Below are 24,980 nucleotides of genomic sequence, written 5' to 3'. Positions count from 1 at the left end.
TCTATCTATCTATCTATCTATCTATCTATCTATCTATCTATCTATCTATCTATCTATCTATCTATCGTATAAAATGAATACTTAGATACTTTAAAAGGGAGATAACATAGTCATGGTCTTATATGATTCAATAGCAATGAAGGACGAAATCCAAAAGGCTGAACGTTATCCTAGACATGAGCTATTGATGTTCCATATATCTGGAAATCATGAAAGTTATATGTTTATTCAGGTGCTGCGTCATGATTGATATTACACATCTGTTAAATCAAGTTTTAATGGTCCTTTTCCTCATACTGATTTACCAATTGTTCTTTAATGAGAGCGATTTGAAACGCAGAAAATCGTTTTCAAAGTTGTCCCTGTTACTTCTAATCATGTTATGCCTAACGATGACGTTTCCTATCGAAATAGAAGAGGGTTATCACTATGATTTCAGATTCATACCTATCATTATTTCTTTTATTTATGTGGGTGTAATCCCTGGTTTGGCAATCACATTTGTCTCCTTTATTTACAGGATCTATCTCGGCGGGGATGGGATAGATAATCATTTTTTCGATTTTTCATTTGTACTTACACTTATCACCACTTTCTTGGTTCTTCTCATGCAGAGGTATAGATTATTCACGTTGAGAAATAAAGCCTTTGTAGTTAGCCTTCTTTTTTCTAACGTCTTCTCCAAAAACAAAAAAGCGCTACAAACGCTGTTAGTACAACGTTTGTAGCGCTTTTTTAATTTCTTAACTTCTTCTAAATTGTCTTGATTACGTCCCAGGAGGGATTCGAACCCCCGACCGACGGCTTAGAAGGCCGTTGCTCTATCCAGCTGAGCTACTGAGACATGGACTTAAGTAGTTAACTAACTCTTAAGGACAAGCTTTAGTATAGATTCTTTCGCAATAAAAGTCAACGTTATTTTTAAATCTTTTTTATTTCTTTTTTATCAACCGTTTCATGCTGCAAATTTTTGAAAGTTACATGCAGGGTTTCATCCCATTCTACCACGGCATACGTTGCTTTTTTACCTCCACGCGGCTGAACTGTACTGCCCGGATTTAGAAACAAAATGCCATCTTCCATCTCCGCTCCATACAAATGTGAGTGACCAAATAACACAACATCAGCACCAAGCTCTTTGGCACTATAATAAAGCCCCATTAACGACATCCGCACATCATGCTCATGCCCGTGAACAGCTAACACCTTTTTGCCCTGTACCTCAACTAACACCGACGATGGAAAACGTGCATCACGATCGCAATTCCCACGCACTCTATGCATTGTATGCAACACCGGATCATCGAATGACAATTCACTATCTCCGCAATGAAAAATGGCATCCGCAGGTAATGCGGAAACGGCTTTCACCGTCTCCTTATCCCCGTGCGAATCACTCATGACAACAAGTTTCACTTGTGATCACCTACACTCTCCATAAATTGCGGTAGCTTCACTTTCAATTTTTCAAGCGCCGCCCCGCGATGTGAAATCAAACTCTTCTCTTCTGGTGACAATTCAGCCATCATGCGCTCCTGCTGTGGCACATAAAAAATTGGATCGTAACCAAAGCCATTTGTCCCCTTGCGTTCTGTGTGAATTAAACCTTCACAGCTGCCCGAAAACGTCTCCGTTTCAAGACCAGGGCCCGCCACAGCAAGCACACAGCGAAAACGTGCTGTACGATCATCCATAGGCACCGTTTCCAGCTCGTGTAGCACTTTATCGATATTATCCCCATCATTCTTCCCTGTACCCGCATAACGCGCAGAATAAACGCCAGGAGCGCCATCTAACGCATCGACTTCAAGCCCACTATCATCCGCGATGACGACCTTGCCCAGCAAGCGAGCAACCGTTTCAGCTTTTAAGATGGCATTTTCTTCAAACGTGACACCTGTCTCTTCAACATCAATGGCCTCGTCCAAATCATTCAACGTCAACACACGTACACCAAACGGCTTGAATAACGCCTGAAAGTCTTTTGCTTTACCAAGATTATTTGTTGCAATGAGTACTTCCTTCATCATTCAGCCACCTCTTTCGTGCCAATCAACTCAGCAATCGAACCAAGTGCTTCTGTTTGCACCGTAAATAACTGATGAATTCCTTGTTCAGCTAGTGTCACAAGTCCATTCATCTCTTCACGTGTGAATGTAGATTCCTCACCCGTACCTTGTAGTTCAACAAACGCACCTGCACCCGTCATGACAACATTCATATCAACAGCTGCTGATGAATCCTCCACATAATCAAGGTCGAGAATCAATTCACCTTCAGTTGTCTTTCCTACACTAATCGCTGCTAAGAAATCAGCAATCGGGAAAGTTGCCAAGCCTTTAGCAGCATGCAATTTGGCTACGGCCATCGTCATTGCCACGAAAGCACCCGTAATCGACGCTGTACGCGTCCCGCCGTCTGCCTGAATGACATCACAGTCAATCCAAATTGTACGCTCACCAAGTGCCTCTAAATTCGTCACAGCACGCAATGCGCGTCCAATTAATCGTTGAATTTCCATCGTACGTCCGCCAACTTTACCTTTTGACGATTCACGTTGCGTTCGTTGTCCTGTGGCACGTGGCAACATAGAATACTCTGCTGTCACCCAACCTTTACCGCTCCCACGTAAAAAATGTGGGACTCTTTCTTCTATCGTAGCCGTACAAATTACTTTCGTATTGCCAACCGAAATTAGCACAGAGCCTTCCGGATGCATTAAATAATTCGTTTCAATTGTTACTGGCCTGTTCACGTCAGCCACTCTTCCATCATGTCTCATAGTCTGGACCCTCCACCAATCAGTTTGCGCATTCATCTTATCATAACCTCTTTCACATACGCAAAAACCCGAAATATCCAATTACGGACATCCCGGGCTATTTCACAAGATAATATGTCTCACATCAGGTTGGTCAATCAACAACCAATCCTCCACAATTGGAGAGAATTGTTCAATCTTCCCCGTCGTATAAAAGATTGGCGCTACTTCACTAGCCGAATGACGCTTACTGTTTTTTAACAACAGCATTTGTTCAACATCAGAAACAGTCTCCACCGCTGATGAAATGATATTCACCCCATCAGGCAAATGCGCTTGAATATGATGCTGCACAAGCGGATAATGTGTACACCCTAAAATAGCAACATCGAACTCCTTACCTGCAAGGCCAACAAGCGCTTTAGCGACAATTCCACTGGCACTTTCCGATTTATACAGTCCGCTTTCAACAATTGGGACAAATTCAGGGCACGCGAGTGGATAAACCGTCGCATTCGGGTTCAATGCATGGATAGCATCATCATACGCACCACTATTTATCGTTCCCACCGTCCCTAGAACAGCGATGTTTCCAGTCTCCGACGCTTTTACCGCACCTCGTGCACCTGGGACGATGACGCCAATGACCGGAAATGAAAAGTGCTCACGTATCTCATCAAGCGCTACAGCCGTTGCTGTATTACACGCAATGACAAGCATTTTTATGCCCATTTTAGAAAGAGCTGACGCCATTTCCATTGTATACTGCCGGACCTCTTGTGTTGATCGCGGCCCATACGGACAACGTGCATCATCGCCTATGTAGATAATGGGTTCATTTGGTAGTCGATTCAACATCTCTTTAACAACGGTTAGACCGCCAACGCCCGAATCAATTACGCCTATTGGTGCTTCCACATGAATCCCTCAATCCTTTTTCATCTCTTGATGTAATTTACGTAGTAAGTCAGCAAAGCCCTTCACTTGTTGCTCGTCAAAATCTTGTAACACCATGTCTAAGTAAACACGACGCTTATCAATGACTTCCTCGATTACGCGCTCCCCTTCACTTAGCAAATGAATCCGGACCACACGGCGATCTTGTTCATCACGGACCCGCTTCACAAGATTGTTTCTTTCCATTCGATCAACTAAATCAGTCGTTGTGCTGAATGCCAAAAACATTTTGTTCGACAAATCTCCGATTGTCATATCACCATGTTCAAATAACCACTGCAACGCAATAAACTGGGGAGGTGTAATTGTATAATTACTAAGGATTCTGCGTCCCTGCTGTTTAATGATTGCAGCAATATATCTCAAATCTTTCTCCATACTTGCAACTTCACTCGTATATTGTTTGTTTGAATCGCTTTGTTCCGTCAAATAAACCAGCTCCCTGAAAAGATTACTGTCTATCTATTGTCACCTTTTTTAGTGTGTAAGGCAATACCTTTTCGGCGGATGGACGAAAAAGGCATTTACAGAAGTTCTAAAATGATAAAAAACAGCTGTGAAAGCCTGCTATATACAGGTCCCACAGCTGCTACTTAAGGTTGGATTACAACTGCAATTCTCCTAGTCGCAACAATTCGACAATTGCTTGTGCCCTGCCGGATACCCCTAGCTTTTGAATCGTGTTCGAAATATGGTTTCGAACAGTCTTTTCGCTGATGCCGAGCCGTCCCGCGATATCTTTTGTCGTATGATCGTCAACGAGCAGATGAAAAATTTCTCGTTCCCTTGCTGTTAGCAATGAACGGTTTTTGGATTCCTCTGTCAAGACGCGCCCTCCTATCCACTTTCACTCTAAAATATGTGAAAGCAGTGTAGGCTGTGCCGGCTAGTTGATGATTTAATTGACAAACAATAACTTCTCTTTATCAGTCCACGGCACACCTTTACCCGTTTCCCTACCAATTTGAACAACCGACCCACGACCTGTGATGACAATATCGTCTTTGTCGTTCTTCACCATATAGTGAATATCCAACGAACTATTGCCGATTGCAGCTACTTTTACGTGAACAGCTAGCGCTTCATCGAAAAAGACTTGTTTCAAATAATCACATTGCAAATCTGCAACAACCGGAATTGTACTCCCCACGGGATCCAACCAATCGTTCATCAGCCCAGCATGTTTCAAAAATTCAATCCTCGCAAATTCAAAATAAGTAAACGCTACTGTATTGTTCAAATGGCCATACATATCCGTTTCCGAAAACCGAACAGATACCGGGACAGAAAAAGTGAATTCCGATGCCCATGTAGATAAATCCGTTATGTAAGTTGCCCTCATAATTAAAACCCCTTTTCTTTAGGATGAATGAATGAACGTTCATTCTTTTATTCTACCAAACATTTGTAAAGAATTAAAGACCACCTTCGCTAGTGATAGTAGTTGAAATACCAAAAACCCCGCTAGGCATCATGCCAAAGCGGGGTTTGAGACTGAAATCAGTCTACCATATTGTCGCTTCCGAAGAAGTTTTTGAACATTTGTACAGTCGTTGCACGGTTCATGGCAGCGATAGATGTTGTCAATGGAATGCCTTTCGGACAAGCCACTACACAGTTTTGTGAGTTACCACATTCACCGATACCACCGTCTGTCATCAATGCCGCTAGACGTTCGTCTTTGTTCATAGCACCTGTTGGATGCGTGTTGAACAAACGGACTTGTGATAGCAATGCAGGACCCATGAAGTTTGTGTTGTCGTTAACATTTGGACATGCTTCCAGACAAACACCACAAGTCATACATTTCGAAAGCTCATATGCCCATTGACGCTTACGCTCAGGCATACGTGGTCCTTCTCCAAGATCGTAAGTTCCATCAATTGGAACCCATGCCTTGATTTTCTTCAAGGAATCAAACATGAATTCTCTGTCAACAATCAAGTCACGAACGACTGGGAATGTCTTCATCGGTTCAAGCGTAATTGGTTGTGTCAATTTATCGACAAGAGCTGTACACGATTGACGTGGACGGCCATTGATAACCATTGAACATGCACCACAAACTTCTTCCAGACAGTTCATATCCCAGTTGATTGGAGTCGTTGCCTTACCTTCCTTATTAACTGGGTTACGACGAATTTCCATTAAAGCAGAAATAACGTTCATATTCGGTCTGTATTCCAACTCGAACTCTTCCCAATATGCAGCAGATGTAGCTGTATCTTGACGACGAATTTTAAATAGTACTGTTTTTGTCGCAGTTTGTTGCTCACTCATTTACGTCATTCTCCTTTCGTCGCGGAGTAGTCGCGTTTACGTGGCGCTACTAGGGACACATCAATCTCTTCATAGTGGAAGATTGGTGCAGATTGTCCGTCAAATTTCGCCATCGTTGTTTTCATGAATTTATCGTCATCACGGTTCGGGAAGTCCGGTTTGTAGTGAGCGCCACGGCTCTCATCACGATTCAGTGCCCCTAACGTAATAACACGTGCTAAATACAACATATTTTTCAACTGACGCGTAAATGTTGCGCCTTGGTTAGACCATTGTTGAGTATCTGTCATATTGATGTTCTCGTAGCGCTCAAGAAGCTCAACGATTTTATCGTCCGTCTGTTGTAGTTTGTCGTTGTAACGAACTACTGTTACGTTATCTGTCATCCATTCACCAAGCTCTTTATGAAGGACATAAGCGTTCTCAGTACCATTCATTTTAAGCGTGTCATCCCACTTCTGTTGCTCTTCTTTCACAGCAGCATCGAAAATTGTCGAAGGAAGTTCTTCTGCCGTACGTTTCAAGCCCTTCATGTAATGAACAGCATTCGGTCCTGCAACCATTCCGCCGTAAATCGCTGAAAGAAGTGAGTTAGCACCAAGTCGGTTTGCACCGTGTTGTGAATAATCACATTCTCCAGCAGCAAAAAGACCTGGAATATTTGTCATTTGATCATAATCCACCCATAGTCCGCCCATTGAATAGTGGACAGCCGGGAAGATTTTCATCGGCAGTTTACGTGGGTCATCACCTGTGAATTTCTCATAGATTTCGATGATTCCACCAAGCTTGATATCTAGCTCTTTTGGATCTTTATGCGAAAGGTCCAAATACACCATGTTTTCGCCGTTGATACCTAGTTTTTGATTGACACAGACGTCAAAGATTTCGCGTGTCGCGATATCACGCGGAACAAGATTTCCGTAATCCGGATATTTTTCTTCAAGGAAGTACCAAGGTTTACCGTCTTTGTATGTCCAAACACGTCCACCTTCACCACGTGCAGATTCACTCATGAGACGCAACTTGTCGTCCCCAGGAATCGCCGTAGGGTGAATTTGGATGAACTCACCATTCGCATAGTAAGCTCCTTGTTGATAAACGATAGAAGCAGCAGAACCTGTATTAATAACAGAGTTTGTTGTTTTCCCGAAAATAATTCCAGGTCCACCTGTTGCCATAATAACTGCATCGCCTTTAAATGCTTTGATTTCCATTGTTTTAAGGTTTTGCGCTTTAATACCACGACAAACGCCGTCTTCATCTAAAACAACACCAAGGAATTCCCAGTGTTCGTATTTAGTTACAAGACCAGCAACTTCATGGCTACGTACTTGCTCGTCTAGTGCGTATAGAAGCTGTTGCCCTGTTGTAGCACCTGCAAATGCCGTACGGTGGTGAAGTGTACCACCGAAACGTCTGAAGTCCAACAAACCTTCAGGTGTACGGTTGAACATAACGCCCATCCGGTCTAGCAAGTGAATGATTCCTGGTGCCGCGTCCGTCATCGCCTTAACAGGTGGTTGGTTCGCAAGGAAATCACCGCCGTAGACAGTATCATCTAAGTGGATATCAGGCGAGTCGCCTTCCCCTTTTGTGTTTACCGCGCCGTTAATGCCGCCTTGAGCACATACAGAGTGGGAACGTTTAACCGGGACAAGTGAGAATAGGTCAACCGGTGTGCCTTCCTCCGCTGCTTTAATGACCGCCATTAGGCCTGCAAGACCGCCGCCTACGACAATCAATCTGCTTTTTGCCATTATTGTTTCACTCCTCAAATTATCAGTGATCTCATTGTTTTAAATCAAACGACGAATGCAAGTAGTGCTTGAACGCCGATTGTAGATAGTACTAGGAATACTGCAATCGTAACGTACGAAACGATAGTCTGTGAACGTGGTGATTGTGCCAATCCCCATGTCACTAGGAATGACCATAGACCGTTCGATAAGTGGAACGTCGCCGCAAGTACACCAGCAATGTAGAACGCCAGCATGAATGGGTTCTCCAAGATGTTAGCCATCATATTAAAGTCTACTTCTGCACCCAATGCTTTCTGAATTCTTGTTTCATAGATGTGCCATGCAATGAAGATCACAAGGAATACCCCTGTACTTCGTTGTAGCATGAACATCCAGTTACGGAAAGTTCCAAAGCGTTGTACGTTATTTTTTGCTGTGAAAGCTATGTACAGGCCATAAAACGCATGGAACATAAGTGGGATGTAGATGATGAACCATTCTAAAAACAGAACGAATGGTAAGTTCCCCATAAAGTTAGATGCTGTGTTGAATGCCTCTTCCCCACGAGTCGCAAAATGGTTAATCACCAAGTGTTGTGCTACAAATAGCCCAACCGGAATAATTCCGAGCAATGAATGAAGACGGCGCAAGTAAAAATCTGATTCTCTCGACAAGTCTTTTACCCTCCCTTATTACTGAGGTTGCCTATCAGGGGTTGTCATCGTTTTGACACGAAGCAATCATTGACGGCTTCCCTCTACGTGGTACAATATTAGAACATGTCCATTGTACTCCTCTGTTTTAAGGAGGTCAAGACGATGTGGTTTTTTGTTGCGAACATATTCCTTCTATAAAATGATTAGCACTTATTTTCATCCGAAAGGATTGGATAGTAGATTGGACAATACTACCTATCATTCGCCGACTCGTTTCGGCTATGAAATTTTACGTGACCATGTCTTACCCAGCATTTTAGGCGCTCACCAAGGGGATATCCTGTACTGGGCAGGCAAAGAGGTTGCTAGGAAATTCCCTGTTTTTAGTATTGAGGAGCTTCCCGAGTTTTTTCAAGAGGCAGGTTGGGGGACTCTCACGCTTAAGAAAACAGCAAGAGAAGAATGTTTTTATACGATAGACACCGAAGAAAGTTCGACTATTCAAAATAGATCTTTTCAGTTAGAAGCCGGTTTCCTTGCAGAACAGTATCAGAAATTGAATGGACTTCTTACGGAATGCTACGGTGAAGTACTATCTAAAAAAGGACAGGTTACATTTCATGTGAAATGGGATGTAAAAACTAAAATCAGCCTATAAAAAAAGAGATGCATCCATCAGAGGTGCATCTCTTTTTTCTATATTAATTAATAACAACTGCATCCAATCCAAATTGTTCATGAAGTGCAGCCACGGCTTTCTCCATATCAGGCTCTGGAATCACGACCGACACCTTAATTTCCGATGTACTCACCATTTTCACTGGAACGACTGCTTGTCGCAATATTTCAAACATATTTGCCGCGACACCCGGATTAGATACCATTCCACTACCAACGATTGACACTTTTGCTAGTCCTACTTCAAAATCTGCACGGCGGTAACCAAGTGCCTCTTTATTGGTTTCCAACACGTTGATTGCTTCAGCGAAATCTTCTTTCTTTATGGAAAATGACACAGAAGGTTGTACATCTTCCCGAATGGTCTGGACAATGATATCGACGTTCACAAGGTGCTTCGCAAGCGCTGTGAATATATTAGCGAGCGAGCCGTTAAACGGAACGTCGTACATCACAGTAATTCGAACAATATCTCGCTCAAAAGCGATGCCTCGAACAACTAAATTATTTTCCAAATCAATTTCCTCCTTGATAATGGTTCCTTGTCCGTCCACATGCGCTGGTCTTACACGCAGCGGCATTTGATGGTTCTTTGCAAACTCAACCGCTCTCGGATGAAGTACACCAGCACCAAGATTAGCAATTTCAAGCATTTCATCATATGATATTTCTTCAAGTTTTTGGGCTTTTTTTATTAACCTTGGATCAGTCGTAAATACGCCTTCAACGTCCGTATAAATATCACAACATGCAGCATCTAGCGCAATAGCGATGGCAACAGCACTTGTATCAGAACCTCCACGACCAAGCGTCGTCAGCTCCCCGCTAGCATCAGCACCTTGGAATCCAGTAATAACTGCAACAGCACCCGTTTCAAGTGCAGACACAATTCGATCCGCTTTTACTTGCTCAATACGCGCATTGCCATGAACAGACTCTGTCATTACACCCGCTTGCCACCCCGTGTAAGAATACGCCTCCACACCTTGTGCAGCAATTGCCATCGCGAGCAAAGAAGCCGTCACTTGTTCACCAGTTGCCAGTAACATATCGAGCTCACGCCGTCCTGCTGCCGGATTGACTTCCTTGGCTAACGACAGTAATTCATCCGTTGTTTTCCCCATCGCAGAGACGATAACAGCTACCTGCTTACCTCGATTGACTTCTTCTATAACAAGCTTTGCTGCACGTGCGATTCTTTCCGGATTGGCGACTGAAGTCCCTCCGAATTTCATTACGATCCGTTCCATTTTCCATTCCTCCGTCTTTCTCCTGTACGCAAAAACAGCCCTCAATAAATTGAGAGCCGAGTCCGATTAGGGCATCCTAAAAAAGATGCTCCGTACGGATAGCTCTCCAGGTCGTTGATACCTGACAGACTTCCACCTCTTTAATGGAAATCCAGCAAGACAATCGTGACAGCCGATTTGTCTGCTTCGGCGAATACCCCTTTCCATCTCCTTCATCAGGCTGCCGCCTTCTGGACATGTACTATTAGCACTCGCACCTCTATCCTCACTTCATATAAAATTGTGAGAGGAATAATTCAGTGCATTCACTCTATCACATTATTCTTCCTCCCGCAATGCCTCTTGTCGAAAATACGTTTCAACGGCCTCTGCGACAGCCCCAGGCAATCCAGCTTGCTGCAATGCTTCCACGGAGGCTTCACGAATCTTCTTCACCGATTCAAAATGTTTTAGTAGCTGTTGCTTACGTTTCGGCCCCACACCCGGTAATCCGTCAAGCGCAGACGTCAATGAATTCGTCTCACGCCGTTGCCGGTGGAATGTAATTGCAAAACGATGCACCTCGTCTTGAATCCGTTGTAATAAATAAAAAGCTTCACTTGTCCGTTTTAACGGAATCATCTCAATCGGATTGCCGTATAACAATTGCGCCGTCTGATGCTTATCATCTTTCGCCAATCCGGCGATTGGAATCGATAGGCCAAGCTCATCTTCAATAATCTCCCGTGCTGCTTCCATATGCCCTTTTCCACCGTCAATGACGACTAAATCAGGTAGCGGCAAATCGTCCTTCAACACACGGCTATAACGCCTTCTGACGACTTCTCTCATCGCCCCGTAATCATCATGCGCAGCAGCTGTTTTCGTCATATATTTACGATAATCCTTACGATTTGGTTTACCATCGACAAACGACACCATCGCAGAAACAGGATCAGCACCATATGTGTGAGAGTTATCGAAAGCTTCAATACGGAGCGGTATCGTAATATTCATCGCCTCACCCAACTCTTCACACGCACCAATCGTACGTTGCTCTTGCCGCTCCATAAGTTGGAATTTATCTCCTAATGACATTTCCGAATTTTTAATAGCAAGATCGACAAGCGATTTCTTTTTACCACGCTGCGGAATAAACACATTAACATTCAAAAGCTCTCGAACTAGCTCACTATCGATGCCTTGCGGTAAAAGGATTTCCTTTGGCAATAGATGCTCAGACTTGCCATAAAATTGGCCAATGAATGTCAGTAATTCATCTTCCGGATCTTGATAAAGCGGAAACAGCGACACATCCCGTTCAATCAATTTCCCTTGCCGAACAAAAAATACTTGAACACACATCCAGCCTTTATCAACCGCATAGCCAAAAATATCTCGATCCGTAAAATCATTCATCGTCATGGCCTGTTTTTCCATAACGGCTTCAATATTTGTAATTTGATCCCGATACTCTTTCGCACGTTCAAACTCTAAATTTTCCGCCGCTGAGGACATTTTCTCCATCAATTCCTTCTTGACTCTTTTATAGCCACCATTCAGAAAACGACTAATGTCGTCCACCATTACTTTATAATTCTCCTGATCAATTTCATTGACACACGGAGCTAGGCATTGACCAATGTGATAGTAAAGACATACGCGATCCGGCATCGTCTGACATTTTCGGTACGGATACAGTCGATCCAATAATTTTTTCGTTTCACCCGCCGCATAAGCATTCGGATAGGGACCAAAATATTTCCCTTTGTCTTTCTTCACTTGCCGCGTGATGATCAATTTCGGATGGCGTTCAGCCGTAATTTTCAAATACGGATATGTCTTATCGTCTTTCAACATAATATTGTATTTCGGGTCGAATTGTTTGATGAGATTTAATTCAAGTACAAGCGCCTCGATGTTAGATGAAGTGACCATATACTCAAAATCCTCAATTTCACCCACAAGTCGCTGCGTTTTCCCATCATGACTTCCCGTAAAATAACTGCGTACCCGATTTTTCAACACTTTCGCTTTCCCCACATAAATAACGGTTCCTTGTCGATCCTTCATAAAATAACAGCCCGGCAACTCTGGTAAAATCGCTAATTTCTGTTCAATCAATTCATTCATTCTCTTCACCTACCAAAAAAACCGGGTGCCAATGAAGGGACCCGGTTTTTGATTAAATTCGATTACGCGTGTTTTTCGATCAATTCAGCAAGTGCTTCTTTAGGTTTGAAACCGACCACTTTGTCAACAATCTCGCCATCTTTGAAAAGAATTAGCGTTGGAATTGACATCACACCGTAATTACTTGCCGTTCCTTGGTTATCATCAACATCTACTTTTACAATTGTCGCTTTACCGTCGATGTCGCCATCTAGTTCTTCAAGAACGGGAGCAATCATTTTACATGGTCCACACCAAGGTGCCCAAAAGTCAACAAGGACGAGTCCTTCTTTAATATTCTCCGCAAAGTTCTGATCAGTCGCATTAATAATTGCCATGGTAAAATTTCCTCCTTTAATAACTATGCTTGTAGTATATCATGTGGCTAAAACAGGGGCGAACTATATGCCCGTAACGAAAGAAAGCCTCCCTTTTAAGGAGGCCTTTACGCATCATTTAGTTCGCCTTAATCTTCTTAATCTCTTCAATCATCAACGGAATAACTTCAAACAAATCACCAACGATGCCGTAATCTGCTATTTTGAAAATATTTGCTTCTGGGTCTTTATTAATCGCAACGATTACTTTAGCATTTGACATCCCTGCAACGTGCTGAATTGCACCTGAGATACCAGCAGCGATGTACAAGTCTGGTGTTACGACTTTACCCGTTTGACCGATTTGTAGAGAATAGTCACAGTAGTCCGCGTCGCAAGCACCACGAGATGCCCCAATCGCTCCGCCTAGTAGCGTTGCAAGCTCTTGTAATGGCTTGAATCCTTCTGTACTTTTTACGCCACGGCCACCTGCGACAACTACTTTTGCTTCAGAAAGGTCAACGCCTTCAGTTGATTTACGGATAACTTCAGTAATGACTGAACGAAGACTCGTAATGTCAGCTGTCACCGAAGATACATCACCTGTACGGCCTGCATCTTGCACAAGTGGCGCAATATTATTTGGACGCACTGTGATAAACAGCAGTCCTTCTTTGTTTTTCACTTTTTCGAACGCTTTCCCAGAGTAAATCGGGCGGATGAATACAGCTTCATCCCCTTCACCTTCGATAGCTGTCACGTCTGAAATCAAACCAGACGCCAATTTACTCGCGATTTTCGGCGATAAGTCTTTCCCTAGTGCTGTATGGCCAAATACAACGGCATCTGGTTTCTCTTGCTCATAAACAGCCATAAACGCTTGACCGAAAGCATCAGAAGTATATTGTTTCAAATGTGGATGTTCCACAGTAACGACACGATCAGCACCGTATTGAATCATTTCTACCGCCAATGATTGAACTGCATCACCAAGTAACACACCAACTACTTCACCGCCACCAGAAATCTTTTTCGCAGCCGCGATGACTTCGAATGAAACATTACGCAATGTCCCTTCTCGCGTTTCCCCAAGTACTACTACTTTATTAGACATCTAAAGTCCCCCTATGACAATTCAAAGTTATGTTACATTTAGTTGATCAATTCTATCGAAGCACGTTAGATTACTTTCGCTTCAGAATGAAGTAGCGTTACAAGTTCATTGACTTGATCGGCAAGTTCTCCTTCTAGAACCCGTCCAGCCGCTTTTTGTGGTGGTAGATACACTTCAATCGTTTCTGTTTTCGCTGCTACATCATCTTCGTCTAAATCCAAATCATCCAGCTCAAGCTTTTCAAGTGGCTTTTTCTTCGCTTTCATGATGCCAGGCAATGATGGGTAGCGTGGGTCGTTCAAACCTTGCTGTGCCGTTACTAATAACGGTAGTGATGTTTCGATTGTTTCTGAATCCCCTTCAACATCACGCACAACTTTTACAGACGTGCCATCCATTTCAAGATTTGTAATCGTTGTCACATAGTTGATGCTGAGAAGTTCAGCAACACGTGGTCCAATTTGTCCTGAACCGCCGTCAATCGCTACGTTTCCTGCAAGAATTAGATCTGCATCTTTATCTTTCAAGTACTCAGCGATAATTTTAGCCGCTGTAAACTCATCCATTTCGTCAAGATCATCTTCTGTATTAATGAGGACTGCTTTATCCGCACCCATTGCTAGCGCCGTACGCAATTGTTTCTCCGCATCTTCGTCACCGATTGTAATGACGGTTACTTCACCTTCATTCGCATCGCGTACTTGAATCGCTTCTTCAATTGCATATTCGTCGTATGGGTTAATGATGAACTCCGCACCATCATCGGCAATTTTACCATTGGCTACCGTAATTTTTTCCTCTGTATCAAATGTCCGTTTAACTAATACATAAATATTCATCTTGCAGTCCCCCTCAACTTTTCGATTATTTACCTATAAAGACAGGTTGGCGTTTTTCAAGAAATGCTTGGATTCCTTCTTTAGCATCTGCAGAGACGAAAACTTCACCGAATGAATCGGATTCCGCTTTGACACCCTCATAATAAGAAGCTGGTTTTGCATATTGCAGCATAGCCAGTGCGGCTTTCACTGCAACAGGACTTTTCTTAGCAATTTTCTTAGCAAGTTCCATTGTTTTTGACAGCAGCTCTTCGTCTGCATAAGCTTGGTTGGCAAGCCCGAGACGAGCGGCTTCTGCACCACTAATCGGCTCGCTTGTCAGTAACATCTCCGCTGCTTTTGGCATACCGACATAGCGTGGAAGACGTTGCGTCCCGGCAAATCCAGGAATTAGACCTAATTGCAATTCTGGCAATCCTAGCTTTGCAGTTTCAGTAACGATACGCATATGACAGCTCATTGCTAGTTCAAGTCCGCCACCTAGCGCCGCACCGTGAATAGCCGCAATAACCGGTTTGTGGAAACGCTCTAGGCGTTCAAATACCCCTTGCCCACTTGCGGCCAACTTTGTAAACTCTTCTCCTGATGTAACAGATGTAAATTCTTTAATATCTGCACCTGCCGAGAAAAATTTCCCTTCCCCGTGTAATACGATGACCCGTACCGATTCATCGATTTCCACTTGGTCGAGGAGCTCATCCACTTCCAGTATAAGTGCGCGTGAAAGCGCATTCGCGGGCGGCCTGTTAATAGTCGCAACCGCGACGCCTTCTTCGATTACTACTGTTAGAAACTCCATTCTATCCCCACTTTCAAATGTAGTTCAAGCTTTCAAAGCATTCATGATGAGTCTATGTACTTCAGGTGTCAGTTTCATTAATTCGTATTTCTGGTCGTTCATCACCCATGAAGTGATTGTTTCATCAATTGTCCCAAACACCATTTGCCTTGCAAGTCGAATATCGAGCTCAGCATATAGTATCCCGTTGTCAATTCCTTCTTTCAAGATAGCATCCAATAGTATTAAATATTCCTTCAGTACTTCGTTAATGCGGAAGCGTAACTCTTTATTCGATTGCCGAAGTTCCAACTGTGTGACGATTGCAAGTTGACGGTCTTCATGGAGCACACGGAAATGATTGTCTATCATTCTGTATAATTTTTCAGAAGTGTCGATTTCATTTTTCATGATTGCTTCGACATTATCAACAAAAATCGCCATCTTTTCTCTGAACACAGATATAAGGATGTCTTCTTTATTTTTAAAATAAAGATAAATCGTCCCGTCTGCAACGCCAGCTTCTTTAGCAATCTTTGAAACTTGCGCTTGATGAAATCCGTTTTCAGCAATGACAATAACTGCCGCATCCACGATTTGCTTATATTTGGGCCTATCCCGTTTCACTACTAATCACCACCAAAAAAGAAAATATGAATGATGATTCATTCATATTTTCATATTATTATTTAATTGCTGTTGTGTCAAGCATTTTTGTATCACGAAGTAAGTCGTTCCTGTTCGGCCTTCTTCTTCTCTTCATCCACAAGTGCCCGGCGTAAAATTTTTCCGACTGCTGTTTTAGGTAATTCACTACGGAATTCATACTTGCGTGGCACTTTAAACGCCGCTAACTGTTCACGGCAATACTTATCTAACTGCTCTTCCGTCACTGAAGCGCCTTCTTTCAAGACGATGTACGCTTTGACCGTTTCCCCTCTATATGGATCTGGGATACCTGCAACAACACATTCTTGAATCGCTTCGTGTTCATAAAGAATTTCCTCAATTTCACGCGGATAAATATTAAAACCGCTCGCAATAATCATATCTTTCTTACGATCCACGACGTAAAAATAACCTTTTTCGTCCATATAGCCAAGATCACCCGTCAAAAACCAGCCATCACGGAAAGTCTGCTTCGTATCTTCGGGACGATTCCAATAGCCCCTCATCACTTGAGGACCTTTTACGGCAATCTCACCAATTTCACCAGGCGCAAGTGGTTCCGAAGAGTCAGGCCCTAGTATGCAAGAATCTGTATCCGGCCACGGTACACCGACAGAGCCCTTTACACGTTCTGTTGCCCAGACAAAATTCGCATGTGTGACAGGCGATGTTTCCGTCAAACCATAGCCTTCCACTAGTTTTCCGCCAGTCACTTGCTCAAATTTATCCTGTATTTCGACTGGTAGCGCCGCAGAACCGCTAATGCAAGCCTTAATGGAGGATAAATTATATTTTGCAATATCTGGGTGATTTAGCAAACCAATGTAAATGGTAGGTGCGCCCGGGAATAGTGTCGGCTTCTGTTTATCAATCATTTTTAAAGCCGTTTCAAAATCAAATTTCGGTATGATCACCATTTTGTTACTTTGCATTACTGACAAGACTAATACCGTTGTCATACCATAGACGTGGAAGAACGGCAGTATAGCCATCAATGTCTCTTTGCCTTCTTCACACTTATATAACCATTCATTGCACATTTTAACGTTAGAAATCAGGTTAGCATGTGTTAACATGACTCCTTTTGGAGGTCCTGTTGTTCCACCTGTGTACTGCAGTAAAGCAATGTCTTCATCATAATTAAAATCGTAGCTAACAGGAGTTGGTTTGGCGATTTTCATTATTTCAGTAAAAAGATGATTCATCCCACGATGCTCCACTTTAACGGTCATACCGTATTCTTTTTTCTGGATGAATGGATAAATAAGATTTTTAGGGAATGGTAGGTAATCTTTGATTCCTGTAATGATGACATGCTCTAGTTCCGTATCTTTGACGACTTTTGAAATTCGCGGAAATAAAATATCGAGCGAAATAATTGCCTTTGAGCCGGAATCCACCATTTGGTAGGCGATTTCACGTTCCGTATAAAGTGGATTTGTCTGTACAACGATAGCCCCTATATAGAGGATGCCATAATAGGCGATTGCACCTTGCGGACAGTTTGGCAGCATAATCGCCACCCGATCCCCTTTTTCTATCCCTATCGATTTCAGGTAGTTTGCGAACTTCAATGCAGATTCATGGAATTCCTTATAGGAAATATCCTTACCCATAAAATGCATGGCCGTTTTTTCGGGATACTTCTTGCCCGATCTTGTTAGAAATTCTTGAATTGGAATCCGTTCATAATCCAACGTCTTTGCAATTTCAGCAGGATACAAATCCAACCACGGTTTCTCCGTCATGTAATAACCCCTTCCCCCTATTTTTAAACAACTTCGAATATTCCTATTTCAATTATAGTGCTATTTGTATCCGCTTACAACGAGATTCTTTTAAAAGATAAAAAAAATACCTTGACCAGCATATTTCGGTCAAGGCACTTTCATGAATAACTAGTTTGACGCTCCAGAAGATAGCCAGTAAATTCCTACTGCAATAAAAATAACACAAACGACGAGTAATACTTTTGCTAATTTTTCCACAAATAACGACTCCTATGAAATACTTGCTCCGATGACAAATGACAATCCCACTGAAATTATTAAGGAAATAAAGCCGACGGAACGATTATCTGCCGCAATTTCCTTATCGATATTGAACTTCGGTGTTAGGAATTCAAACAGAACATAAGCAAAGATGAGCAGGACAAATCCAAACAATCCCCAGCCAATCATTTCAGGTAATGTATTATGCCTTTCGATCGAGTAACGGAAAATGTTACAGACACCAAAAATCTTCCCACCCGTTGCAAAAGCAACGGATAGATTCCCTTTGCGAATTTCTTCCCAGTTCTTATATTTCGTAACGAGCTCAAAAAGCACCATTGAAACAATAAGACAAAGGACAACAACACTGAAATAGCCTGCTGTTTCTACTAATGGATTACTCCAAAAACCCGTGTTTGACATCGTATTAAGCCCCTTTTACATTTAGTCATTCCTACCTATACGGTTAAAGGCGAAAAAGGTTTCAAAAAGGGGCATCTTTTTTTATTTCAATTCCACCACAGTTACACCATATCCACCTTCACCCGCTTCGCCAAAACGATAGCTCTTGACGCGTGAATGGTTTTTTAAGAATTGTTGGATACCCTGTCTTAATGCACCTGTACCTTTACCATGGATAATCGAAACTTGGTGATAATTCGATAACAGTGCATCGTCCAAATATTTTTCCGTACGGAAAATCGCATCTTCGTAGCGCTCTCCCCTCAGATCGAGTTCTAGTTTGATATGCGAATCTCTTCCTCTTACAGAAGTCGATACGACAGTCGGCTTCTCTTTTTCTGGTTTAACGTATTCTAAGCCAGACTGATCCAGTTTCATCTTCAAAATACCGATTTGGACGACCCATTCCTTACTGGATACTTTTTCAATGAGCGTACCTTTCTGACCATAGCTAAGCACTTTCACTTCATCACCAACTTGCAAAGGTCTTGGCGCTGCTTTTGCTTTAATCACTTTTTTCTTTTCGACTGGCGCCGCCCCTTCTAGACGTTTACGCGCTTCAATCAATTCATGCTCTTTAATATTCGCTCCGACATTTAAACGCATTGCCCGTAAGTCTGAAATTACCGCTTCCGATTCCCGCTTGGCTTCTTCCACGATTTTTTTAGCCTTTTCTTTCGCTTTCGCTTCCAAAAGTTCTTTCATACTCTCAAACTCAGCTAAACGTTCTTCTAATTCACGTTTCAAGCGTTCCGTCTCCAACAACACTTCATGTGTTTGTTCTGCATCTTTTTCTGATTGAACACGACTTGTTTCAAGCGACACAATCATCGAATCGACTTCCCCGCGATCTGTCCCGGTAAATGTTTTTGCGCGCTCGATAATGCGCTCTTGTAAGCCAAGTCGCTTCGAAATTTCAAAGGCATTACTGCGACCCGGAACGCCAATTAATAGACGATAGGTCGGGCTTAACGTTTCGATATCAAATTCGACACTCGCATTGGCAACGCCTGGGCGATTATAGCCATACGCTTTTAACTCTGGGTAATGGGTCGTTGCCATTACCCGTGCACCATGCCCATGTACTTCATCCAAAATAGAGATGGCCAGTGCCGCCCCTTCTTGTGGATCCGTACCTGAACCGAGCTCATCGAAAATAATTAACGAGCGATCATCGTATTTTTTTATAATGTCGACAATATTGACCATATGAGAAGAGAATGTACTCAGGCTTTGCTCAATAGACTGCTCGTCCCCAATATCGGCATAGACTGAATCGAAGACGGCAATTTCCGAACCGTCAAGTGCAGGAATCGGCAGCCCAGCTTGTGCCATCAATGTGCACAGGCCAACTGTTTTCAACGTCACTGTTTTACCGCCTGTGTTAGGTCCGGTAATGACGATTGTCGTAATGTCATTGCCGAATTCGATGGTATTCGCCACTGCAGTTTCAATTGGCAACAACGGATGCCGTGCTTTCGCCAAGCGAATATAGCCTTCATTATTCACTTCTGGCTTCGTACACTTATGTGCGATACCGAATTTCGCTTTCGCCAAAATGATATCAATTTCTGCTAAGACAGCGACGAGAATGAATAATTCATGTGCGATTTCTTGCACTTTGGCAGATAATTCAAGGAGAATTTTCTCGATTTCTTCTTGCTCCTGCATTTTCAAGCGTCTAATTTCATTATTCGCCTGAACAACGGCATCCGGTTCGATGAATAGCGTCTGTCCTGATGACGACATATCATGTATGACACCGCCATAATGCGAACGATACTCCGCTTTAACAGGAATCACGAAGCGATCATTACGAATTGTTACGATGGAATCGGACAGCATTTTCGCCGCATTGCGCCCGCGTGTATAGCTTTCTAACTTTTCACGTACGCGCCCTTCTTGCATACGTAATCCTTGTCGAATTGAACGCAACGAACCTGATGCACTATCGACAACATGTCCATTGTCATCAATGCACGCATTAATCTCATGCTCCAATCCCGTCAAGATGGGAATTAAATCTTTTTTAGCGACAAAATGAGGAATATCAATATCTTCATCAGCTACAATCGCTTCGATGAACTGACGCAAAATCCGACTTGCACGAATTGTATTGGCAACTTCCATCAATTCATAAGCGCTTAACATACCGCCCTGTTGTGCACGTTTTGCATGGGGTCTAACATCACTAATTCCACCCATCGGCACGTTGCCACGAACACGGAGAATGGACAATCCTTCATCCATTTCCTCAAGCAGTCGAACAACTTCTTCAAACTCACGAACTGGCACTAACTTTTCTATATAAGAACGACCGGCAAATGACGTACAGTGTGTAGCCACAATATCCCGGATTTTATCGAACTCAAGTGTTTTTAAGACACGGTTTTCCAATGTCATACACTTCCTTTCATTTCCGGACAATGTCACGGAGAAATTTATCTAGCGGCCATGTATTAACGACCGTTTCTTTTTTTAGCCAAGCTTTTTGGCCGTATTTCACACCAATATCCATATATTTTAATTGATCAATGGCGTGGGCATCTGTATTAATGGCGATGGGAACGCCAGCTTCTTGCGCCAACATCAGATGTTCTGTCGCAAGATCTAATCGGTAAGGATTTGCATTTAATTCTAACACTTTACCATATTCCTTTGCCCATTGAATGAGTTGGGGAATGTCTGGGTCATAGCCTTCACGTTGACCGACAATACGCCCTGTTGGGTGTGCAATCATATCAACATGCGGATTTTTCATCGCCGTATGAAGCCTCTCCATAATCTGCTCCTGCGGTTGACTGAAGCTTGAATGGATCGAAGCAATGACAAAATCGAGCTCACTTAGCAATTCATCGTCAAAATCGAGTGTGGCATCGGGAAGAATATCCATTTCCGTTCCGCAAAAGATTTCAATGTCATCATATTCCTGATTTAATGCACGGATTTCTGCAATTTGTTGACGCACGCGTTCTGGTGTTAAACCATTCGCCACTTTCAAGTACTGCGTATGATCCGTGATGACCATATAGGAGTAGCCTTTCGCACGGCATGCTTCTACCATCTCACGAATGGAATAGCCTCCGTCCGACCAAGTCGTATGCATATGCAGATCCGAGCGGATATCTTCTAGCGCAATCAAGCCAGCGAGTTCCTCTACACGGTCAATTTCACTGCCATTTCTACGAAGCGCGGGTGGAATGAAAGGCAAATCGAAGTGAGCAAAAAATTGAGCTTCCGAGCCAAATGTCGTGACAACTCCCTTTTCATCCTCCACACCATATTCACTAATTTTCAGTCCTCTGGATTTCGCCAACTGGCGCATACGGACATTATGGTCCTTGGAACCTGTAAAATGATGAATAGCAGTAGCGAATTGCTCTTCCTTCACAAAACGGAAATCCGCATCGATTTGCTCCTCTAAGTCGAGTGTGACGGATAATTTGGCATCTCCCGCCCCGATTGTCGCAGCGAGAGGTAAAGAGGCTAGTAATTTCTCCCGTACAGTGCCAGGTTCGTCCGTCACAATGATGAAGTCCACATCACTGCTTTGCTCTTCTGTCCGACGATAACTGCCTGCCACAGAAAAACGGGTGATTTCAGGGATTACTTGTAGTTCCTGCTCCACAAATGATACAACTTTCTCCACTTGCCATATCGGAAATTTGCCTTGGCGCGTACCTAGTAATTCTATTTCCGCCAACAGTTTTTCTTCAGTTTTTTTACCAAAGCCGGGGACTTTACTGACTTCCCCAGCAGTACATGCATTGCGTAATGATTCGACCGAATCAATACCGAGTGCTTCACGCAATTTGGCTATTTTTTTACCACCAAGTCCTGGGATTTTCAATAGGGGGACCAGTCCTTTGGGAACCGTCTCTTCCAGCTCTGTCAGTAGCTCTGACTCCCCTTTTTCCAGCAAGTCCGTAATAACTGCACCTGTTCCTTTACCAATGCCCTTTAGTGTTAGGATATCATCCATTTCGGCTAAACTACGTGGATCGAGTTCGAGCACATTAGCTGCTTTCCTAAAAGCAGAAATTTTAAAATGGTTTTCCCCAAGCAACTCCATATATAAAGCGATTTTTTCAAACGTACGAATGATTGTTTTTTTATTCACCTAAAGTCCTCCCTTGAAAAAAGCTTCCCTCCTGAAAGGGGGAAGCTGTCATTTTGTGTACACGAACCACCAGTTTTTCACCATTTCAGAAAACAACGGCGTGTGTTCAAACATCGTTTTCGCAAGCATTGAGTTGCTTAACAGTCCCTGGACAAAGTCTATTGGCACCATTGCTAGCAGATAGAGTACAAGGAATATGAGAATATAAAACTCGATAAATCCAAACATCGCTCCTGCAAATCGTGCAACGAAACCTAAGACAGGTAAATATTTTAAGAAATCGAACATCGAGGCAACTAATTGCAAACCGAATTTGACAACAAGAAAAATGAGGACAAATGCCAGTAATTGATAAAACGTCCCATCCAAATCGAGTCGATCAACAGACATCGATAGCTTCGAGCCGGCTGTCACACCCGGATAGGGAATCCACAGGACAAATTTGTCCGCAAGTTGTTTATAATACGTATAAGCAACTATTAGTGCTACGATAAATCCCGTCATATGTATAACTTGGACAATCAGTCCACGTCTAAATCCCGTGACGAGCCCTCCAAAAAGGAGAAATAAGATAAGTAAATCAAGCATGTAAGACCGTCAACCCTTCAACTTATTCAATTCTTCTTCTATTTGTTCAACTTGCTCTTTTAATTTAAGATAATCATGTACACTATTCACAGCGGTAAGCACAGCAATTTTCGAACTGTCGAGATAAGGATTGCGGGCACTGATTTCTCTCATTCGATCATCAACCATCGAGGCGACCAACCGCACATGACTGCTAGTTTCGGTACCAACAATTGTATAAGTCTGCCCGTAAATATCAACGGTTATGCGTGTCTTCTGTTCGTCTGTCAATGGCAAGACCTCCCACATCAATTACGCTTTGCCTTCAATACAAAAGCATTTGCTGAATGAAGATAAAAAACTCTGTTATCAATCATACCACGAAACTGATTTAGTTGTAACGTCCAATCATTTAAGTTCATGGATGACCTTAAAAGGGCAACTATGGTTCTGCTGTCGCGGACCTATTAGGATGTAGGTCATGCAGTGGAGAGAAATTGAACTTCATCCCTCTTTGTTGCTACAGGACGTAGCGAACTTAGACTGCCTTCTCTTTTCAGCTCGGCAATCACCGAGTTTACTAATGAATAAAGTCGACGAAAGGAAGTTTTAATTTGAGTAATCAAGTCATTTTAGTAGATGATCAAGGATTAAAAAAAGTAATGGCGCACTATGCCTCTTCAAAAATTGTCCGTAATGCACCCGGTGTCGTTTTCGCGGCAAAGCTAACGGATACATCGATTACAGCCTATAAATCTGGCAAAGTCCTCTTTCAAGGTGGCGGGGCTGAAAGAGAGGCCGCACGTTGGGGCAAAGCTGAAGGGAATCAAGCTTCTACAAAAGATACAACAAAAGGTGACACTTTACCCAATCGTCTTGCGGAACTATCCGTCGTCGGTTCGGACGAGACAGGTACTGGTGATTTCTTCGGTCCTGTAACGGTTGCAGCCTGTTTTGTCCGTGCTGACCAAGTCGAACTTGTGCGAGAATTGGGCGTCAAGGACTCTAAACAATTAACGGATGACCTGATGCGAAAAATTGCACCCGATTTACAAGCAGCATTGGTTTATAGTGTGTTGACGTTGAAAAATGACAAATATAATGAAGTGCAAGCCCGAGGATGGTCGCAAGGGAAAATCAAAGCCCTTCTTCATAACCAAGCACTCAAGCATGTCCTACGGAAAATGGACGAGGAAAAACCTGATTATATTTTGATTGACCAATTTGCAGAACGCGGCATTTATTATAATCATATTAAAAACGAGAAGGAAATTGTGCGTGAAAACGTACTATTTTCAACAAAAGCAGAGGGGTTGCATATGTCCGTTGCAGCCGCATCCATTATTGCACGCGTGGCATTTCTTGAAGAGATGGATCGGCTTAGCGGAATCGCAGGAGTAGAGTTGCCGAAAGGAGCAGGAGCCAAAGTTGACGACGTCGCTGCTAGAATTTTATTAAAAAGTGGCGAAGATACGCTCAAATCTCTGACGAAATGGCATTTTGCGAATGCGGGGAAGGCCAAGGAGATTGCTGCGAGGAAGAGGAAGTAATTTTTCGAGGAATTTATGCAATGAATGCCGTGGCATGACTCTAATTGTAACTAATGAATTCTAATTGCAAACCGAACAACGAAGAGTTCGGTTTGTAA

General features: G+C 42.9%; 26 protein-coding genes, 1 tRNA gene and 1 riboswitch. Of the genes, 3 read left to right on the top strand and 24 right to left on the bottom strand.

Going from position 1 to position 24,980, the window contains the following annotated elements; all coding sequences use genetic code 11:
• Positions 1-209: 209 nt before the first annotated feature.
• Positions 210-728, top strand: a complete 519-nt coding sequence (locus tag R2B72_RS18600) for a LytS/YhcK type 5TM receptor domain-containing protein (RefSeq protein ID WP_412177769.1) — start codon at positions 210-212, stop codon at positions 726-728.
• A gap of 42 nt (positions 729-770) precedes the next feature.
• Here R2B72_RS18600 and R2B72_RS01490 read toward each other — a convergent pair.
• The 11 genes from R2B72_RS01490 to R2B72_RS01440 all read right to left on the bottom strand — a co-directional run bounded on the left by R2B72_RS01490 (position 771) and on the right by R2B72_RS01440 (position 8,414).
• Positions 771-844: transfer RNA gene (locus R2B72_RS01490), tRNA-Arg, on the bottom strand.
• A gap of 77 nt (positions 845-921) precedes the next feature.
• On the bottom strand, positions 922-1,416 hold the full coding sequence (locus R2B72_RS01485; protein ID WP_318614352.1) for a metallophosphoesterase: 495 nt from the start codon (positions 1,414-1,416) through the stop codon (positions 922-924).
• Positions 1,413-2,027, bottom strand: coding sequence for an XTP/dITP diphosphatase (locus R2B72_RS01480; RefSeq protein WP_318614367.1), 615 nt, complete (start codon positions 2,025-2,027; stop codon positions 1,413-1,415). Before R2B72_RS01480 ends, R2B72_RS01485 begins: the two co-directional genes overlap by 4 nt.
• Positions 2,027-2,782 carry a ribonuclease PH gene (rph, locus tag R2B72_RS01475; protein WP_318614351.1) on the bottom strand — a complete coding sequence of 252 codons (756 nt, stop codon included), beginning with the start codon at positions 2,780-2,782 and terminating at the stop codon, positions 2,027-2,029. Before rph ends, R2B72_RS01480 begins: the two co-directional genes overlap by 1 nt.
• A gap of 102 nt (positions 2,783-2,884) precedes the next feature.
• The gene (gene racE / locus R2B72_RS01470) at positions 2,885-3,679 is read right to left on the bottom strand and encodes a glutamate racemase (RefSeq protein WP_318614350.1); all 795 of its coding nucleotides are present in this window, start codon (positions 3,677-3,679) and stop codon (positions 2,885-2,887) included.
• Positions 3,680-3,688: 9 nt separating this feature from the next.
• Entirely contained in the window at positions 3,689-4,096 is a 408-nt protein-coding gene (locus R2B72_RS01465) for a MarR family transcriptional regulator (protein ID WP_318614365.1), read from the bottom strand.
• Positions 4,097-4,322: 226 nt separating this feature from the next.
• Positions 4,323-4,544, bottom strand: coding sequence for a helix-turn-helix domain-containing protein (locus tag R2B72_RS01460; protein ID WP_203246748.1), 222 nt, complete (start codon positions 4,542-4,544; stop codon positions 4,323-4,325).
• A gap of 72 nt (positions 4,545-4,616) precedes the next feature.
• Positions 4,617-5,060: a thioesterase family protein gene (locus tag R2B72_RS01455; protein ID WP_318614348.1), complete on the bottom strand. Its 444-nt coding sequence runs from the start codon at positions 5,058-5,060 to the stop codon at positions 4,617-4,619.
• A 158-nt stretch (positions 5,061-5,218) separates the two neighbouring features.
• Positions 5,219-5,998, bottom strand: a complete 780-nt coding sequence (sdhB, locus tag R2B72_RS01450) for a succinate dehydrogenase iron-sulfur subunit (RefSeq protein WP_318614347.1) — start codon at positions 5,996-5,998, stop codon at positions 5,219-5,221.
• A gap of 5 nt (positions 5,999-6,003) precedes the next feature.
• Positions 6,004-7,758 (bottom strand): succinate dehydrogenase flavoprotein subunit, encoded by a 1,755-nt coding sequence (sdhA, locus tag R2B72_RS01445; RefSeq protein WP_318614346.1) that lies wholly within the window; start codon positions 7,756-7,758, stop codon positions 6,004-6,006.
• 44 nt (positions 7,759-7,802) lie between these two features.
• Positions 7,803-8,414 carry a succinate dehydrogenase cytochrome b558 subunit gene (locus R2B72_RS01440; protein ID WP_318614345.1) on the bottom strand — a complete coding sequence of 204 codons (612 nt, stop codon included), beginning with the start codon at positions 8,412-8,414 and terminating at the stop codon, positions 7,803-7,805.
• A 223-nt stretch (positions 8,415-8,637) separates the two neighbouring features.
• Here R2B72_RS01440 and R2B72_RS01435 point away from each other — a divergent pair, with 223 nt between their 5' ends.
• On the top strand, positions 8,638-9,054 hold the full coding sequence (locus R2B72_RS01435; RefSeq protein WP_412177774.1) for a YslB family protein: 417 nt from the start codon (positions 8,638-8,640) through the stop codon (positions 9,052-9,054).
• Positions 9,055-9,097: 43 nt separating this feature from the next.
• Here R2B72_RS01435 and R2B72_RS01430 read toward each other — a convergent pair whose 3' ends face one another.
• The 13 genes from R2B72_RS01430 to zapA all read right to left on the bottom strand — a co-directional run bounded on the left by R2B72_RS01430 (position 9,098) and on the right by zapA (position 23,623).
• Positions 9,098-10,324: an aspartate kinase gene (locus R2B72_RS01430; RefSeq protein ID WP_318614343.1), complete on the bottom strand. Its 1,227-nt coding sequence runs from the start codon at positions 10,322-10,324 to the stop codon at positions 9,098-9,100.
• Between the two features lie 91 nt (positions 10,325-10,415).
• A riboswitch (Lysine riboswitch) is annotated at positions 10,416-10,594 on the bottom strand.
• Positions 10,595-10,642: 48 nt separating this feature from the next.
• Positions 10,643-12,436, bottom strand: a complete 1,794-nt coding sequence (gene uvrC / locus R2B72_RS01425; RefSeq protein ID WP_318614342.1) for an excinuclease ABC subunit UvrC — start codon at positions 12,434-12,436, stop codon at positions 10,643-10,645.
• Between the two features lie 62 nt (positions 12,437-12,498).
• Positions 12,499-12,813, bottom strand: coding sequence for a thioredoxin (gene trxA / locus R2B72_RS01420; RefSeq protein WP_318614341.1), 315 nt, complete (start codon positions 12,811-12,813; stop codon positions 12,499-12,501).
• Between the two features lie 118 nt (positions 12,814-12,931).
• A complete protein-coding gene (locus R2B72_RS01415) occupies positions 12,932-13,906 on the bottom strand; it encodes an electron transfer flavoprotein subunit alpha/FixB family protein (protein ID WP_318614340.1) in 975 nt (324 codons plus the stop codon).
• 65 nt (positions 13,907-13,971) lie between these two features.
• Positions 13,972-14,745 carry an electron transfer flavoprotein subunit beta/FixA family protein gene (locus tag R2B72_RS01410; protein WP_318614338.1) on the bottom strand — a complete coding sequence of 258 codons (774 nt, stop codon included), beginning with the start codon at positions 14,743-14,745 and terminating at the stop codon, positions 13,972-13,974.
• A 25-nt stretch (positions 14,746-14,770) separates the two neighbouring features.
• Entirely contained in the window at positions 14,771-15,544 is a 774-nt protein-coding gene (locus R2B72_RS01405) for an enoyl-CoA hydratase (protein ID WP_318614337.1), read from the bottom strand.
• A gap of 24 nt (positions 15,545-15,568) precedes the next feature.
• Positions 15,569-16,150, bottom strand: a complete 582-nt coding sequence (locus R2B72_RS01400) for a TetR/AcrR family transcriptional regulator (RefSeq protein ID WP_318614335.1) — start codon at positions 16,148-16,150, stop codon at positions 15,569-15,571.
• A 92-nt stretch (positions 16,151-16,242) separates the two neighbouring features.
• The gene (locus tag R2B72_RS01395) at positions 16,243-17,940 is read right to left on the bottom strand and encodes a long-chain-fatty-acid--CoA ligase (protein ID WP_318614334.1); all 1,698 of its coding nucleotides are present in this window, start codon (positions 17,938-17,940) and stop codon (positions 16,243-16,245) included.
• Positions 17,941-18,192: 252 nt separating this feature from the next.
• Positions 18,193-18,606, bottom strand: a complete 414-nt coding sequence (locus tag R2B72_RS01390) for a DUF350 domain-containing protein (protein ID WP_318614333.1) — start codon at positions 18,604-18,606, stop codon at positions 18,193-18,195.
• A gap of 81 nt (positions 18,607-18,687) precedes the next feature.
• The gene (locus tag R2B72_RS01385) at positions 18,688-21,048 is read right to left on the bottom strand and encodes an endonuclease MutS2 (RefSeq protein WP_318614331.1); all 2,361 of its coding nucleotides are present in this window, start codon (positions 21,046-21,048) and stop codon (positions 18,688-18,690) included.
• A gap of 10 nt (positions 21,049-21,058) precedes the next feature.
• Complete coding sequence (gene polX, locus R2B72_RS01380; RefSeq protein WP_318614330.1) at positions 21,059-22,765, bottom strand: DNA polymerase/3'-5' exonuclease PolX; 1,707 nt, start codon at positions 22,763-22,765, stop codon at positions 21,059-21,061.
• 48 nt (positions 22,766-22,813) lie between these two features.
• Entirely contained in the window at positions 22,814-23,353 is a 540-nt protein-coding gene (locus R2B72_RS01375) for a CvpA family protein (protein WP_318614329.1), read from the bottom strand.
• A gap of 9 nt (positions 23,354-23,362) precedes the next feature.
• Entirely contained in the window at positions 23,363-23,623 is a 261-nt protein-coding gene (zapA, locus tag R2B72_RS01370) for a cell division protein ZapA (RefSeq protein WP_318614327.1), read from the bottom strand.
• Positions 23,624-23,946: 323 nt separating this feature from the next.
• Between zapA and rnhC the strand changes: the two genes are divergently transcribed.
• Entirely contained in the window at positions 23,947-24,882 is a 936-nt protein-coding gene (gene rnhC, locus R2B72_RS01365; protein WP_318614326.1) for a ribonuclease HIII, read from the top strand.
• The last annotated feature ends 98 nt before the right edge of the window (positions 24,883-24,980 follow it).

The sequence above is a fragment of the Sporosarcina sp. YIM B06819 genome, from assembly GCF_033485175.1.
Classification (GTDB): Bacteria; Bacillota; Bacilli; order Bacillales_A; family Planococcaceae; genus Sporosarcina.
Note: the sequence above shows the minus strand (reverse complement) of the source record. Positions and strands in the feature narration are given on the sequence as shown.

Excerpts from the sequence above, each read along its gene's own strand:
- R2B72_RS01395 (WP_318614334.1), bottom strand. The coding sequence starts at position 17,940 with ATGACGGAGAAACCGTGGTTGGATTTGTATCCTGCTGAAATTGCAAAG.
- R2B72_RS01410 (WP_318614338.1), bottom strand. The coding sequence starts at position 14,745 with ATGAATATTTATGTATTAGTTAAACGGACATTTGATACAGAGGAAAAA.
- R2B72_RS01480 (WP_318614367.1), bottom strand. The coding sequence starts at position 2,027 with ATGAAGGAAGTACTCATTGCAACAAATAATCTTGGTAAAGCAAAAGAC.
- uvrC (WP_318614342.1), bottom strand. The coding sequence starts at position 12,436 with ATGAATGAATTGATTGAACAGAAATTAGCGATTTTACCAGAGTTGCCG.
- R2B72_RS01375 (WP_318614329.1), bottom strand. The coding sequence starts at position 23,353 with ATGCTTGATTTACTTATCTTATTTCTCCTTTTTGGAGGGCTCGTCACG.
- R2B72_RS01385 (WP_318614331.1), bottom strand. The coding sequence starts at position 21,048 with ATGACATTGGAAAACCGTGTCTTAAAAACACTTGAGTTCGATAAAATC.
- R2B72_RS01465 (WP_318614365.1), bottom strand. The coding sequence starts at position 4,096 with ATGGAGAAAGATTTGAGATATATTGCTGCAATCATTAAACAGCAGGGA.
- R2B72_RS01430 (WP_318614343.1), bottom strand. The coding sequence starts at position 10,324 with ATGGAACGGATCGTAATGAAATTCGGAGGGACTTCAGTCGCCAATCCG.
- R2B72_RS01415 (WP_318614340.1), bottom strand. The coding sequence starts at position 13,906 with ATGTCTAATAAAGTAGTAGTACTTGGGGAAACGCGAGAAGGGACATTG.
- sdhB (WP_318614347.1), bottom strand. The coding sequence starts at position 5,998 with ATGAGTGAGCAACAAACTGCGACAAAAACAGTACTATTTAAAATTCGT.
- R2B72_RS01405 (WP_318614337.1), bottom strand. The coding sequence starts at position 15,544 with ATGGAGTTTCTAACAGTAGTAATCGAAGAAGGCGTCGCGGTTGCGACT.
- R2B72_RS01390 (WP_318614333.1), bottom strand. The coding sequence starts at position 18,606 with ATGTCAAACACGGGTTTTTGGAGTAATCCATTAGTAGAAACAGCAGGC.
- rph (WP_318614351.1), bottom strand. The coding sequence starts at position 2,782 with ATGAGACATGATGGAAGAGTGGCTGACGTGAACAGGCCAGTAACAATT.
- trxA (WP_318614341.1), bottom strand. The coding sequence starts at position 12,813 with ATGGCAATTATTAATGCGACTGATCAGAACTTTGCGGAGAATATTAAA.
- R2B72_RS18600 (WP_412177769.1), top strand. The coding sequence starts at position 210 with ATGAAAGTTATATGTTTATTCAGGTGCTGCGTCATGATTGATATTACA.
- R2B72_RS01455 (WP_318614348.1), bottom strand. The coding sequence starts at position 5,060 with ATGAGGGCAACTTACATAACGGATTTATCTACATGGGCATCGGAATTC.
- sdhA (WP_318614346.1), bottom strand. The coding sequence starts at position 7,758 with ATGGCAAAAAGCAGATTGATTGTCGTAGGCGGCGGTCTTGCAGGCCTA.